Here is a 12678-nt window from a genome sequence, read left to right as displayed (position 1 = left end):
GGCCGGGAACGATCAGCGGGCGAGGATGGCGCCCGCGACGCGCTCGCGATGCATGTCCGTGCCGCCCCACGCGGCCGACAGCGCCTGCACGCGGGTGAGCCAGATGCCGAGATCCGCCTCGGCGGTGTAACCCACGGCGCCGTGCACCTGGAGCGCGGCGCGGGCGGCCGCGGTCGCGGCGTCAGAGGCAGTGATCTTCGCGACCGACACATCTCGTCCGCGGTCCGGGGTGTCGATCGTGAGCGCCGCGTTCTGCACGAGCGGCCGGGCGAAGCTCAGGGCGACGCGGACGTCGGCCAGCTGGTGCTTGACCGCCTGGTACTCGCCGATGGGCCGGCCGAACTGGTGGCGGATCTTCGCGTACGACACGGCCTCGGTGAGCAGGCGCTCGCCCGCTCCGAGCAGCACTGAAGCGCAGGCGAGCGTCGTCTCGTCGACGGCGCGGCGCAGCGCCTCCTCGTCGACGGCATGGCCCTCGCCCTCCGGGATCAGGGCGAACAGACGCCGGGCGGCGTCGAGGGAGCGGACGGAGCCGTCGATGCGCGCCGGCGACACGGCGCCGTCGGCGATCACGAACAGGTGGGTCGCGATGTCGGCGTCCAGCGCGAACGGCGTTCCGGGCTCGACGGTCGCCGAGGCGATGACCTCACCGGACGCGATGGCGCCCCGAGTCTGCTCGTCGACGAGCACCGGCGCGAGCACGATCGTCTCCAGCAGAGGACCGGGAACGCCGTGCCAGCCGAGGCGCTCGAACACGACGACGGTGTCGGAGGCGGACCCGTCGAAGCCGCCCTCGGACTCGCCGATCCGCAGCCCCATGAGACCGGTCTCGGCCAGCTGGTCCCACAGCGCGCGTCCCGGGGCGGTGTCTCCGGCGGCCCATGCGCGGGCCACGGCCGGTCCTCCGTGCGCCCCGACGATGTCGTCGATGGCCTCGGCGAGTGCGAGCTGCTCGTCGGTCAGGAGGAAACGCATCAGGCCCGCCTTCCTTCGCGCGGGAGCCCGAGAATGCGCTCCGCAATGATGTTGCGCTGGATCTCGTTGGTGCCGGCGTAGATGGGTCCCGCCATGGCGAAGAGCAGGTCGTCCGCCCAGCGGCCGCCGTCGACACCGCGCTCGTCGCGCACCTCGCCCAGCGGTCCGAGCAGCCGTACGCCGGTGCGCTGGATGTCGAGGTCGAGCTGCGACCAGAAGACCTTGTTCAGCGAACCCTCGGCGCCCACCTGGCCCCCCTCCAGCAGCGTGCTGACGGTCGCCCACGTGAACAGACGGTACGCCTCTGCGCCGATCCAGGCGTCCACGACGGCATCGCGCGCGGCGGCGCTGCCGCCGCGGTCGTTCCATAGCGAGACCAGACGGTCGCCGGCAGCGAGGAAGCGCCCGGGCGATCGCAGCGAGAGGCCGCGCTCGTTGCCGGCGGTGCTCATGGCCACGCGCCAGCCGTCACCGGGGGTGCCCAGGACATCCTCGTCGGGTACGAAGACGTCGTCGAAGAAGAGTTCCGCGAAGCCGGTGTCGCCGTCGAGCTGCTCGATCGGGCGGACGGTGAGGCCCTCGGCGTCAAGCGGGAAGAGGAAGTACGTGAGGCCACGGTGGCGCTCCGCCTCGGGGTCGGAGCGGAACAGGCCGAACCCTCGGTCGGCCCACACCGCGCGCGAGCTCCACGTCTTCTGTCCGTTCAGCAGCCAGCCGCCGCGAACGTCGTCGCGCGTCGCGGTGCTGCGGATCGCGGCGAGGTCGCTGCCGGCGCCGGGTTCGCTCCACGCCTGCGCCCAGATGAGGCTGCCGTCGGACATGTCCTTGAGGTAGCGCTCGTGCTGCTGACGTGTACCGTGCTCGAAGAGGATCGGGGCGAGGAGCGAGATGCCGTTCTGGGCCACGCGGGTCGGGGCGCCGGCGCGGTAGTACTCCTCCTCGAACAGCACCCATTCGACGATGCCCACGTCGCGGCCGCCGAACTCCTCGGGCCAGGACACGACGGACCAGCGCCCGGACGCGAGGGTGGCCTCCCACTCACGGTGGGCGGCGAAACCCTCCGCGGAGTCCATCGACGGCAGCGGGGTGGACGGCACGTTCTCGGCGAGCCAGGCGCGCGCCTCGTCGCGGAACGCCTCCTGCTCGGGGGTCAGGTCGAGGTTCATGCCTCGGCCGCCTGCTGCTTGATCGCCTTGACGTCCACCTTGCCGAGCGAGTCGCCCTGCACTTCGGCGTTGTGCGCATGCGCGGCGTGGTGCAGCCCGAAGACGGAATCCATGCCCGCGCGCAGGCCCATGAGGTCCTCGCACTGGTTGACGGCCTTCTTCGTGAGCGCCAGCCCCAGCCGCGGCATCTTCGCGATGCGCTCGGCGATCTCGAGCGTGCGCTCCTCGAGCTCATCGCGCGCGAAGACGTGGTTGACCATGCCCAGCTCGTAGGCGCGCTGAGCCGGCATCCGGTCTCCCGTATAGAGGAACTCCTTGGCGGCGCGCGGGTTCATCACCCACGGGTGCGAGAAGAACTCGACGCCGGGGATGCCCATCTGCACCACCGGGTCGGAGAAGAAGGCGTCGTCGGAGGCGACGATGAAGTCGCACGACCATGCGAGCATGAGGCCCCCCGCGATGCATGCGCCCTGGACCATCGCGATGAGCGGCTTCGGGATCTCGCGCCACCGCCGGCACATGCCCATGTACACCTCGGACTCGCGGGCGAAGCGGGAGTCGACGCCGGAGGCCCCGACGTGATCCCACCAGATGACGGCCTTGCGCTCGAAGCTCTGGTCGATGTCGCGGCCCGGCGTGCCGATGTCGTGGCCGGCGCAGAAGTGCTTGCCGTTGCCACCGAGCACGATCGCCTTGACTTCGTCGTCCTCCACGGCGCGGGTGAACGCCGCATCCAGGGCGTAGGTAACTTTGGAGTTCTGCGCATTGCGATACTCCGGGCGGTTGAGCCTGATGATCGCGACCGGACCGCGCACCTCGTATGTGACGACCTCTTCGTCCATCGCAGCTCCTCTCTGAACTCGACCAACCAAGTGCTTGGTTGCTAGCATAGGCTACGCATGAGTCGAAGACCAAGGACGGCCCGACAGGAGGTGCGCGTGGCTGCAGTGGACACGCCCGAGGATGCGGCGTTCCGGAACGAGATCCGGACGTGGCTGGAGAGCAATCTGACCGGGCGCTTCGCCGAGCTCCGAGGGCTGGGCGGCTCCGGCCGTGAGCACGAGGCCTTCGAGGAGCGACTCGAATGGAACCGGCACCTCGCCGCCGAGGGGTGGACGTGCGTCGGCTGGCCCGTGGAGCACGGCGGCCGCGGCCTGAGCCTCCGGCAGCAGGTGATCTTCCATGAGGAGTACGCCCGCGCGGACGCGCCGGCCCGCGTGAACCACCTCGGCGAGGAGCTGCTGGGCCCGACCCTCATCGCGCTCGGCACGCCTGAACAGCAAGCGCGGTTCCTTCCCGGCATCCGCAACGTCACCGAGCTGTGGTGTCAGGGGTACTCCGAGCCCGGGGCGGGCAGCGACCTGGCGAACGTCTCCACCCGCGCCGAGCTCGCCGAGGGCCGCTGGGTCATCAACGGCCAGAAGGTGTGGACCTCGCTCGCGCAGCAGGCGCAGTGGTGCTTCGTCGTGGCGCGCACCGGCGACGGAGCGCGCAAGCATGACGGACTCTCGTACCTCCTCGTGCCGATGGACCAGCCGGGAGTCGAGGTTCGCCCGATCCTGCAGCTCACCCACACCAGCGAGTTCAACGAGGTCTTCTTCACGGATGCCGCCACCGAGGCCGACCTCGTCGTCGGCGAGGTGGGCGGCGGCTGGCGCGTCGCCATGGCCACGCTCGGGTTCGAGCGCGGCGTCTCGACGCTCGCGCAGCAGATCGCATTCCGCCGCGAGCTCGATGACGTCGTCCAGACGGCGCGCGAGCTCGGCTCCATCGAGGACCCGCTCATCTGCGACCGGATCGTCCGCGCCGAGATCGGCCTGGAGGTGCTGCGCCAGCATGCGCTGCGCACGCTGGGCGGTGAGCAGGGAGCGGATGCCTCGGTCGCCAAGCTGCTGTGGGCGCAGTGGCACCGGGGCCTCGGCGAGCTCGCCATGGCGGTCCGCGGCGGCACCGGGCTCACGGTCGCCGAGCCGCCGTACGAGCTGGATGACCAGCAGACCCTGTTCCTGTTCAGTCGCGCCGACACCATCTACGGCGGATCCGATGAGATCCAGCGAAACGTCATCGCCGAGCGCGTGCTCGGCCTTCCCAAGGAGCCCCGCGCATGACCGTCTCACTTCCCGCACCCGACTATGTGCCCCCTCACGGTCTGCTGGCCGGCCGCCGCGTTGTCATCACCGCGGCCGCGGGGGCCGGCATCGGCTCCGCCGTGGCCCTGCGCTGCCTCGAGGAGGGTGCCGAGCTCGTCGTCATCGGCGACACGCACGAGGGCCGCCTCGAGGCCTCCCGCGCCGAGCTCGCCGAGCGCTTCGGCGAGGATCGGGTGAGCGCGGTCGTCTGCGACGTCACCGTCGAGGAGCAGATCGGGCGGCTCCTGGATGCCGCGGACGGCTTCGACGTCATGATCAACAACGCCGGGCTCGGCGGTGAGGTGTCGATCCTCGACATGACCGACGAGCAGTGGTCGAAGGTGCTCGACATCACCCTGACCGGAACGTTCCGCTGCATCCGTGCCGCGGGTCGCCGGTGGGTGGAATCGGGAACCAGAGGCGTCATGGTCAACAACGCCTCGGTCATCGGCTGGCGTGCGCAGGAGGGTCAAGCGCACTACGCCGCTGCCAAGGCGGGCGTCATGGCGCTGACTCGCTCGGCCGCCAAGGACCTTGCGGCACACGGCATCCGGGTCAACGCGGTCTCGCCCAGTCTGGCCATGCACCCGTTCCTCGCCAAGGTCACGACCCCCGAGAAGCTCGAGGAGCTCACCTCGCGCGAGGCCTTCGGCCGCGCCGCCGAACCCTGGGAGGTCGCCAACGTCATGGTCTTCCTCTCCAGCGAGTACTCGTCCTACATGACCGGCGAGGTCGTCGCCGTCAGCAGCCAGCACGCCTGAGAGGTCCGTCATGAGCACCGCATACATCGTCGATGCCGTCCGCAGCCCAGTCGGAAAGCGTCGCGGCTCGCTGGCCGGCATCCACTCGGCAGACCTCGGCGCGCACGCTATCACGGCGCTCGTCGACCGCGTCGGCATCGACCCGGGCGTGGTCGATGACGTCATCCTCGGCTGCACCGACACGATCGGCTCGCAGGCCGGCAACATCGCCCGCAGCGCGTGGCTCGCGGCGGGGTACCCCCTGCATGTCCCCGGCGTCACGATCGACCGCCAGTGCGGATCGAGTCAGCAGGCCGTGCACTTCGCGGCGCAGGCGGTCATGAGCGGCACGCAGGAGCTCGTGATCGCGGGCGGTGTGCAGAACATGTCGGCCATCCCGATCTCGTCGGCCATGGTCGTCGGCGAGCAGTTCGGCTTCACGACGCCGTTCGCGGAGTCGGAGGGCTGGGTGAAGCGCTTCGGCGACCAGGAGGTGTCGCAGTTCCGCGCCGCCGAGATGATCGCCGAGCACTGGAACGTCTCGCGCGAGCAGATGGAGGAGTTCGCCTTCGAGAGCCACCAGCGTGCGATCCGCGCCGCCGACGAGGGCCGCTTCGACCGCGAGATCGCGCCGATCGCCGGCCTCTCGCACGACGAGGGCCCGCGCCGCGACACCTCGCTCGAGAAGATGGCGGGGCTTCCCACGCTCGTCGAGGGCGGCCGCATCCACGCCGGCGTCGCGTCGCAGATCTCCGACGCCTCCAGCGCGGTACTCGTAGCGAGCGAGCGCGCCGTCGCCGAGCACGGGCTCACCCCGCGGGCGCGCATCCACCACATCTCCGTCCGCGCCGACGATCCGATCTGGATGCTGACGGCGCCCATACCCGCCACGCTCCATGCCCTGGAGAAGGCCGGGCTCACGGTGGACGACATCGACTTGTTCGAGGTGAACGAGGCGTTCGCCTCCGTCGTGCTCGCCTGGATGAAGGAGACCGGCGCCACGCACGACCGCGTCAACGTCAATGGCGGCGGCATCGCGCTCGGGCACCCGATCGGCGCGACCGGAACGCGTCTGATGACGACGCTGCTCCACGAGCTGGAGCGCACCGGCGGCCGCTTCGGCCTGCAGACAATGTGCGAGGGCGGCGGCGTGGCCAACGTCACCATCATCGAGAGGCTCTGACCTCGTCGGAGGACAAGCGAAGGGCGGCGACCGATCTGCGGGGGCCGCCCTTCCGCGTCGGGTCAGACGAGCGTCGCGGCGGTCGCCGTGATCTGCCCGACGGCCTGAGCGATGATGCGGTCGACGAGCTCCTCGCACGACGGCAGGTCGTCGATGAGTCCGACGACCTGGCCTGCGGCGAGCATGCCCGCCGACGTGTCGCCGTCGACGAGGCCCGCCTTGAGCAGCATCGGCGTGTTCGCGGCGAGCACCATCTGCGACCACGACCGACCCGAGGCCTTCTTCATCGACAGTGCGTCCTTGACGAGCGCCGGCCACGACAGGCCGCTCATCTTCTTGAACTCCAGCGAGCGCCGCATCGTCGCAGGCAGCTGCCGCAGCGAGCCGCCGGCATCCACCGCGTTCACGAAGTCGGTGCGCAGCAGTCGGTGCGGCATGCCGTCGGCCTTGGTCGTCACGACGGTGCCGTCCAGGCCGAACTGCAGGTACTGCTGCTTGATCGCGTCGGGCACCGCGCTGTCGCTGGTCAGGAGGAAGCGCGTTCCCATTCCGATGCCGACCGCGCCGTACGCGAGGGCGGCGGCAAGGCCGCTCCCGTCGAAGAAGCCGCCCGCGGCGACGACCGGGATGTCAACGGCCTGCACGACGGAGGGCAGGAGGAGCGAGGTGGGCACGGCGCCGGTGTGGCCGCCGCCCTCGCCCCCCTGGACGACGACGGCGTCGGCGCCCCACGCCGCGACCTTCTCGGCATGGCGGACGGCGCCGATGGACGGGACGACGACGAGCCCCGCATCCTTGAGTTTCTCGATGAGCTCGCGCTTGGGAGCCAGTGCGAAGGACGCGACCTTCACGCCCTCGCGGATGAGAAGATCTGCGCGCTCCGCGGCGTCGCCCGCGTCGGCGCGCAGATTGACGCCGAAGGGGCGATCGGTGCGCTCCTTGGTCTCACGGACCGCCTGGGCGAGCTCGTCGTAGGTCATCGTCGCCGAGGCGAGGATGCCCAGGGCGCCGGCATTCGCCGTAGCGGAGACGAGTCGGGGGCCGGCCACCCACCCCATCCCGGTCTGGACGATGGGGTGGTCGACGCCGGTGAGCTCGGTGAGCGCCGTGCGGATGCGCTGGGGTGTCGTCATGACGGGGGGACCTCTCGGAATCGGAGTTCGCGGGGATCGAGCCGCTCCCGGATGAGGCGCAGCTCCGCCTCGTCCGGGATGCGGGTGCGCTCGAGCCGCTCGGGGATGTGCAGGGCGCAGCCGGTGGCCGCCACGACGTCCCCGACCTCGACGCCCGGATGGACGCTGACGAGGGCGAGCGTGCCGCCCGGCCCGGACAGATCGAGGACCGCGAGGTCGGTCACGATGCGGCGGACGAGCTCCGAGCGCCCGGTCGCCGCCGCGCGGTCGGAGCCGACTCCGGTGACCACGTCGACGCTCTCGACGAACGTCCGGCGGGCATGCCGGGCGATCCAGTAGCTCGTCGTGTGGTTGACGGTGTTGGTCGCCGCGGCGCGTGCGCCGAGCAGCTGTCGCACGGGCCGGTCGCGCGGTCCGATGGCCGACAGGTTCTGGTTGCCGTGGCGGTCGAGCTGCGCGGCGCCCATGACGACGTGGCGCCGGCCTGCGGCGATCAGCTCGAAGAGCTCGCGGTAGGGAAGGGCGCCCTCCGGAACCCGGAAGGGCTCGTCGATCGCGGGGGTGTCGGCATACAGCGTCGCCTCGCTGTCGCTGAGGAGCAGCTGCGGGGCATGCGTCAGGCGGGCGAGACGTGCGCCGATCGCGGCGATCGTGCCGGTGGGGCTCGCGAGGATCTCGCCGTCCCCGCGGAACAGGTCGCTGCAGGCCGCGACCGCGATGTCCGCCCGGGCCACGTCGCTCATGTCGCCTTCTCCGCGAAAGTCGTCACGTTGCGCCGGTAGGTCGCCTCGTCCACGTCGACGAACGACTCCCGGAATCGCGTCCAATCCTCGGGGCTCGACGCACTCTGCGCGTAGAGCCGCTGCAGGGACTCGTCACGCGGGTGGTGCGGGAGGGCAGCCGTGAAATGCGCGCCGCCCGGCGCCTCCACGACCGCGGTCACCTCGCTGCGGTTGAGCACGAATGATGACGGATGCTCGTCCTGCAGCGCGCGCGTGGCGACGACCTCGTCGACGCTGAGAATAGTGTGGGTCGCCGCGCGGGCGAAGAGATCGTCGAAGTACGGGTCCGGACCGAGGCACTGGGCCGCGCCGTTCGGATCCGCCCGGTCCAGGTGGACCAGGGCGAGATCGAGCGGGATGGCCGGCATCGCGACGAGCTCCTCGCTGTCGTCATAAGGCGAGCGGACCGTCTTGATGCCCGGGTTGCGCAGGAGGGCATCGGAGCCGAGGCCCGAGCGCGTCGCCTCGAACGGCAGGCGCCGGGCGGCCGCGCGCAGGCCCGCGACGAGCATGTTCTCGTCGAGCTCGGTCTGGGTCACCGCGCCGCTCTGTCGGGCGGCGGCGAAGTGCGGATCGAGGGCGATCGAGTCGAGAGACACGAAGCCATGGACGATGTGCCGCGCCTGGCCGGTCGCGCACAGCATCCCCACATCGGGACCGCCGAACGAGACGACGGTCAGGTCGCGAACACCCGATCGTACGAGACCGCGAACGAGCGCCATGGGCTTGCGTCGTGAGCCCCAGCCGCCGATGCCGATCGTCATGCCGTCTCGGAGGAACCGGTCGATCCCGTCCGCTTCGATCAGCTTGCCGCTCATGTGGTCAGGTTGCTGCCCGTCGCGACGAACTCGTCCCGGTGCTCGTCGGCCACGCCCAAGAGGTTCAGCTCGAATGTGAAACCCTGCTCGAAGCGGTAGCTGCGGTTGACGTCGATCGGATCGATGCCGTTGAGGGCCTCCTTCGCCGCGCGGATCACGCGCGGGTCCTTCGCGGCGATCTCGTCTGCGAGGGCGAGCGCGGCCTCATCGAGCTCGGCGCGCGGGACCACGCTGTGCACGGTGCCGAGCGTGTGGAGCTGCTGCGCTGTGACCGTGCGGCTCGTGTAGTACATGCCGCGCAGCATGTGCTGCGGAACGAGGCGGCCGAGGTGCGTCGCCGCACCCAGGGCGCCGCGGTCGACCTCGGGGACGCCGAAGTACGCGTCGTCCGAGGCGACGATGACATCGCTGTTGCCCACGAGGCCCACGCCGCCGCCGAGGCAGAATCCGTTCACCGCGGAGATCACGGGAACTGCGCATTCGTAGATGGCCTTGAACGCCTCGAAGCAGCCGCGGTTCGCGCCGACGAGCGCGGCGAAGCCGTCTGTCGCCTGCATCTCCTTGATGTCGACGCCCGCGTTGAAGCCGCGGCCCTCCGCGCGGAGGACGACCACGCGCGTGTCGGGGTCAGCAGTGGCTGCGCGCATCTCGTCCGCCACGCCGCGCCAGCCGGCGACGGGAAGGGCGTTGACGGGGGGATAGTCCATGGTGATGACGCGCACGCCGCGGCGGGCCATCGAAGCTGTGATGCTCATTAGTCTCCCTCGACCTAGCACTTGTTGTTTACCCTAGCATTTGCTTGGTTACTATAGGCGAGCATATCGGCCTAGCGTTTGCTTGGTAGAGTTGTCACGTCATCTGACTCGAGGAGGAGTGCCCATGGCGGGAATCTGCAGCGGCCGTGTCGCGATCGTCACCGGAGCAGGGCGGGGCATCGGTCGCGAGCACGCGCTGGAATTGGCGCGGCAGGGCGCCAAGGTCGTCGTCAATGACCTGGGTACGACGCTCGACGGCAACGGTACGGGCACCGGGCCCGCACAGGACGTCGCCGACGAGATCATCGCTGCCGGCGGCGAGGCCGTCGCGAACGGCGCCGACGTCGCGGACTTCGAGGAGGCTGGTGCCATGGTGCGCCAGGCTATCGAGACGTTCGACGGTCTCGACATCCTGGTGAACAACGCCGGCTTCGTCCGCGACCGCATGCTCGTCAACGCGACGCTCGACGAGTGGGAGGCTGTGCTGCGAGTGCATCTGACCGGCCACTTCGCGCCTCTCCGCCACGCCGCCGCCTATTGGCGCACCGAGGCCAAGGAAGGGCGCACGCGCGATGCGCGCGTCGTCAACACGTCGTCGGGGGCAGGTCTGCAGGGCAGCATCGGGCAGGCGGCGTACTCCACGGCCAAGGGCGGCATCGCGTCGCTCACGCTCGTAGCGGCGGCCGAGCTCGCGCGCTACGGCGTCACGGTCAACGCGCTCGCCCCCTCGGCCCGCACGCGCATGACCGAGGGCCCCTTCGCCGAGGCGATGGCGGCTCCGGAGGACGGGTTCGACCGCATGGACCCCGCGAACATCTCACCCGTTGTCGCATGGCTCGCCAGCCCCGAGTCTGCCGGCGTGACCGGCCGCGTCTTCGAGATCGAGGGCGGTCGCCTCTGCATACAGGAGGGCTGGCGCCACGGTCCGGTCGAGGACGCGGGAAGGCGCTGGGAGGCGGCCGAGCTCGGGCCCGTCGTCCAGCGTCTGCTCGCCGCGGGGGTCACCCCCGAGCCGGTGTACGGCGCATGACCGTCACGGACTGGATCGGGCGCACGCTCGGGGAGCGCGTCGTCTCGTACACCGAGGCCGACGCCATCCTCTACGCGCTCGCTGTCGGCGCGCCCGCCGACCGGCTCGACCTCGTGTTCGAGGACCGCCTGCGGGTGCTGCCCACCTTCGGGCTCACGCTCGCGCAGTGGGCGCCGGACATCCTCGCGAGGGAGGGCGTCTTCGACAACCGGTCCGTGCATGGATCGCAAGAGCTGGAGGTCGCGAAGCCTCTCCCGCGAGCAGGCGAGCTGCGACTGTCGGCGCGGGTCGGCAACGTGTGGGACAAGGGCTCCGCCGCCGTCTTCGAGGTCATCATCGAGTGCGACGAGTTCACCGCAACGTGGTCGATCTTCGCGCCCGGCGCGGGCGGCTTCGGCGGCGAGCGCGGACCCTCGCGCCCCGCGGCGCCTCCGCGTGCCGACATCCGGCGCGTTCCCCTGCAGACCTTCCCCACTCAGGCTGCGCTCTACCGGCTCACCGGGGACCGCCACCACATCCACATCGACCCGGAGGCCTCGGCCCGCATCGGCCAGCCCGTGCCGATCCTGCAGGGGCTGTGCACGCTCGCCGCGGCGACGCTCCCCATCGCCGCCGCCCGGGGTGCGCACCCCGCAGACCTCACGCGGCTCAGCGGTCGTTTCTCGGGCCCGGTGGTCCCCGGCGACCTCCTCGAGATCGAGACGTGGGGCGACGAAGGCGGGTTCGCCGTCCTGCACGGCGAGGACGTCGTGATCGACGGTGGCGTCGCGCTGTTCTCATGACGAGGCGCACCACGCTCGTCGTCGGCGGCAGCGGTCTGATCGGAAGCCAGGTGGTTGCCGAACTCGTCGCGCGCGGCAGAGACGTCGTCGTCGCCGGTCGTCACGGCGCCCGGCCGGACGACCCGGCATCCATCGCGGGTTTGCCGCGGCTGGTCGGCGACTACGCGGACGGCGGCCTGTCGACGGCGGAGTTGCGCAGCGTGGACGAGGTCGTGATGGCAGCTGGACAGGACATCCGGCATGTCGAGGCATCCGACGAAGACGGAGCTTTCTGGGACCGCGTGCAGCGGCGGGGCGTCCCTGCTCTCGCCGAACGGGCCCGGGATGCCGGCGTCGCCCGGTTCGTGCAGATCGGCAGCTACTACCACCAGTACGACCCGTCGTTCGCGGACAGGATCGCCTACGTGGCGGCGCGACGGGATGCTGACGAGCGCACCCGCGCCCTCACGTCGGAGTCCTTCGCCGCGATCACCCTCAACCCGCCCTCGATCGTGGGCGCGGCCACTGAGCGCGCGAGGCGCCGGTTCGCCCGCATGGCCGAGTCGCTGCGCGGCGAAGGCGAGCGACCCGCGGCGTGGGCTCCTCCGGGCGGCACCGGCTACATGTCGGTGCGATCGCTCGCGCAGGCCGTCGCCGGAGCCCTTGACCGCGGCGAGCCTGGCCGGGCCTATCTCGTCGGCGACGAGTCGCTGAGCTACCGCGAGTACTTCCAGCTGATCGTCGACGTCAGCGGCGGCTCGAACCGTATCGGGGTGCAGGATGCCGAGCACCCGCTGCAGCCCGACCGGTTCATCGTGCAGGGTCGCGGCGCGACCATCGCGTACGAGCCGGGACCGGATGTGGTGGACGTGCTCCGATTCGACCGCCGCGACGTCCGTCGCGCGCTGGCCGAGATCCTCGGCGACGCCCCTCGCTGACCTCCCGGGCGACATCCTCGCGCGGCGCGCGAACCAATGAATCTGCGACGAGACCGCACTTGCAGGACGTCGTCTCGTCGCCGAAGACGTGTCTCGTCGCGCATACCCCTGCGGGCGTGCCCGGGTGCAAGCGGTTGCGCAGGAACGCGCTTCTGCCGGCGCGCTGCGGCGCGGCATCCGCAAATGAGCCACTTCTCACAATGTAAGCGCTTGCAGTTTCACGCGACCGGATGCTAGCGTCGGCCGCACACTGCATCTCCAGGCACGT

General features: G+C 70.6%; 13 protein-coding genes. 6 read left to right on the top strand and 7 right to left on the bottom strand.

The window, feature by feature from the left end:
- Positions 1–12: 12 nt before the first annotated feature.
- The 3 genes from MK786_RS12700 to MK786_RS12690 are packed head-to-tail and all read right to left on the bottom strand — an operon-like array spanning position 13 to position 2983.
- Positions 13–975 (bottom strand): acyl-CoA dehydrogenase family protein, encoded by a 963-nt coding sequence (locus MK786_RS12700; protein ID WP_241112608.1) that lies wholly within the window; start codon positions 973–975, stop codon positions 13–15.
- Positions 975–2141, bottom strand: coding sequence for an acyl-CoA dehydrogenase family protein (locus tag MK786_RS12695; protein ID WP_241112607.1), 1167 nt, complete (start codon positions 2139–2141; stop codon positions 975–977). The genes MK786_RS12700 and MK786_RS12695 overlap by 1 nt, the downstream gene beginning before the upstream one ends.
- Positions 2138–2983, bottom strand: a complete 846-nt coding sequence (locus MK786_RS12690) for an enoyl-CoA hydratase (protein WP_241112606.1) — start codon at positions 2981–2983, stop codon at positions 2138–2140. The genes MK786_RS12695 and MK786_RS12690 overlap by 4 nt, the downstream gene beginning before the upstream one ends.
- Before the next feature lie 96 nt (positions 2984–3079).
- Between MK786_RS12690 and MK786_RS12685 the strand changes: the two genes are divergently transcribed.
- Genes MK786_RS12685 through MK786_RS12675 form a run of 3 tightly spaced genes read left to right on the top strand, consistent with a single transcriptional unit; the run spans position 3080 to position 6193 of the window.
- Complete coding sequence (locus tag MK786_RS12685; protein WP_241112605.1) at positions 3080–4249, top strand: acyl-CoA dehydrogenase family protein; 1170 nt, start codon at positions 3080–3082, stop codon at positions 4247–4249.
- A complete protein-coding gene (locus MK786_RS12680; RefSeq protein ID WP_241112604.1) occupies positions 4246–5031 on the top strand; it encodes an SDR family oxidoreductase in 786 nt (261 codons plus the stop codon). Before MK786_RS12685 ends, MK786_RS12680 begins: the two co-directional genes overlap by 4 nt.
- A gap of 10 nt (positions 5032–5041) precedes the next feature.
- Positions 5042–6193: an acetyl-CoA C-acetyltransferase gene (locus tag MK786_RS12675; RefSeq protein ID WP_241112603.1), complete on the top strand. Its 1152-nt coding sequence runs from the start codon at positions 5042–5044 to the stop codon at positions 6191–6193.
- A gap of 62 nt (positions 6194–6255) precedes the next feature.
- Here the strand turns inward: MK786_RS12675 and MK786_RS12670 are convergent, their stop codons facing one another.
- Genes MK786_RS12670 through MK786_RS12655 form a run of 4 tightly spaced genes read right to left on the bottom strand, consistent with a single transcriptional unit; the run spans position 6256 to position 9681 of the window.
- On the bottom strand, positions 6256–7326 hold the full coding sequence (locus MK786_RS12670; RefSeq protein ID WP_241112602.1) for a nitronate monooxygenase family protein: 1071 nt from the start codon (positions 7324–7326) through the stop codon (positions 6256–6258).
- A complete protein-coding gene (locus MK786_RS12665) occupies positions 7323–8069 on the bottom strand; it encodes a CoA-transferase (protein ID WP_241112601.1) in 747 nt (248 codons plus the stop codon). The genes MK786_RS12670 and MK786_RS12665 overlap by 4 nt, the downstream gene beginning before the upstream one ends.
- Positions 8066–8926, bottom strand: coding sequence for a CoA transferase subunit A (locus MK786_RS12660; protein WP_241112600.1), 861 nt, complete (start codon positions 8924–8926; stop codon positions 8066–8068). The genes MK786_RS12665 and MK786_RS12660 overlap by 4 nt, the downstream gene beginning before the upstream one ends.
- A complete protein-coding gene (locus MK786_RS12655) occupies positions 8923–9681 on the bottom strand; it encodes an enoyl-CoA hydratase family protein (RefSeq protein WP_241112599.1) in 759 nt (252 codons plus the stop codon). Before MK786_RS12655 ends, MK786_RS12660 begins: the two co-directional genes overlap by 4 nt.
- A 124-nt stretch (positions 9682–9805) precedes the next feature.
- Here MK786_RS12655 and MK786_RS12650 point away from each other — a divergent pair, with 124 nt between their 5' ends.
- From MK786_RS12650 to MK786_RS12640, 3 genes are read left to right on the top strand one after another with little or no spacing between them, the layout of a single operon-like run.
- Positions 9806–10711 (top strand): SDR family oxidoreductase, encoded by a 906-nt coding sequence (locus tag MK786_RS12650; RefSeq protein WP_241112598.1) that lies wholly within the window; start codon positions 9806–9808, stop codon positions 10709–10711.
- Positions 10708–11493, top strand: a complete 786-nt coding sequence (locus MK786_RS12645) for a MaoC/PaaZ C-terminal domain-containing protein (RefSeq protein WP_241112597.1) — start codon at positions 10708–10710, stop codon at positions 11491–11493. The genes MK786_RS12650 and MK786_RS12645 overlap by 4 nt, the downstream gene beginning before the upstream one ends.
- Positions 11490–12410, top strand: coding sequence for an NAD(P)-dependent oxidoreductase (locus MK786_RS12640; RefSeq protein WP_241112596.1), 921 nt, complete (start codon positions 11490–11492; stop codon positions 12408–12410). The genes MK786_RS12645 and MK786_RS12640 overlap by 4 nt, the downstream gene beginning before the upstream one ends.
- Positions 12411–12678: the final 268 nt, after the last annotated feature.

It is taken from the genome of Microbacterium sp. CFH 31415, assembly GCF_022538185.1.
Lineage (GTDB): Bacteria > Actinomycetota > Actinomycetes > Actinomycetales > Microbacteriaceae > Microbacterium.
This window is presented reverse-complemented; position numbering and strand designations above follow the sequence as displayed.

Bases quoted from the DNA above. Each gene is read 5' to 3' on its own strand.
- MK786_RS12700 (WP_241112608.1), bottom strand. From the start codon at position 975: ATGCGTTTCCTCCTGACCGACGAGCAGCTCGCACTCGCCGAGGCCATC.
- MK786_RS12695 (WP_241112607.1), bottom strand. From the start codon at position 2,141: ATGAACCTCGACCTGACCCCCGAGCAGGAGGCGTTCCGCGACGAGGCG.
- MK786_RS12690 (WP_241112606.1), bottom strand. From the start codon at position 2,983: ATGGACGAAGAGGTCGTCACATACGAGGTGCGCGGTCCGGTCGCGATC.
- MK786_RS12680 (WP_241112604.1), top strand. From the start codon at position 4,246: ATGACCGTCTCACTTCCCGCACCCGACTATGTGCCCCCTCACGGTCTG.
- MK786_RS12675 (WP_241112603.1), top strand. From the start codon at position 5,042: ATGAGCACCGCATACATCGTCGATGCCGTCCGCAGCCCAGTCGGAAAG.
- MK786_RS12670 (WP_241112602.1), bottom strand. From the start codon at position 7,326: ATGACGACACCCCAGCGCATCCGCACGGCGCTCACCGAGCTCACCGGC.
- MK786_RS12665 (WP_241112601.1), bottom strand. From the start codon at position 8,069: ATGAGCGACGTGGCCCGGGCGGACATCGCGGTCGCGGCCTGCAGCGAC.
- MK786_RS12660 (WP_241112600.1), bottom strand. From the start codon at position 8,926: ATGAGCGGCAAGCTGATCGAAGCGGACGGGATCGACCGGTTCCTCCGA.
- MK786_RS12655 (WP_241112599.1), bottom strand. From the start codon at position 9,681: ATGAGCATCACAGCTTCGATGGCCCGCCGCGGCGTGCGCGTCATCACC.
- MK786_RS12650 (WP_241112598.1), top strand. From the start codon at position 9,806: ATGGCGGGAATCTGCAGCGGCCGTGTCGCGATCGTCACCGGAGCAGGG.
- MK786_RS12645 (WP_241112597.1), top strand. From the start codon at position 10,708: ATGACCGTCACGGACTGGATCGGGCGCACGCTCGGGGAGCGCGTCGTC.
- MK786_RS12640 (WP_241112596.1), top strand. From the start codon at position 11,490: ATGACGAGGCGCACCACGCTCGTCGTCGGCGGCAGCGGTCTGATCGGA.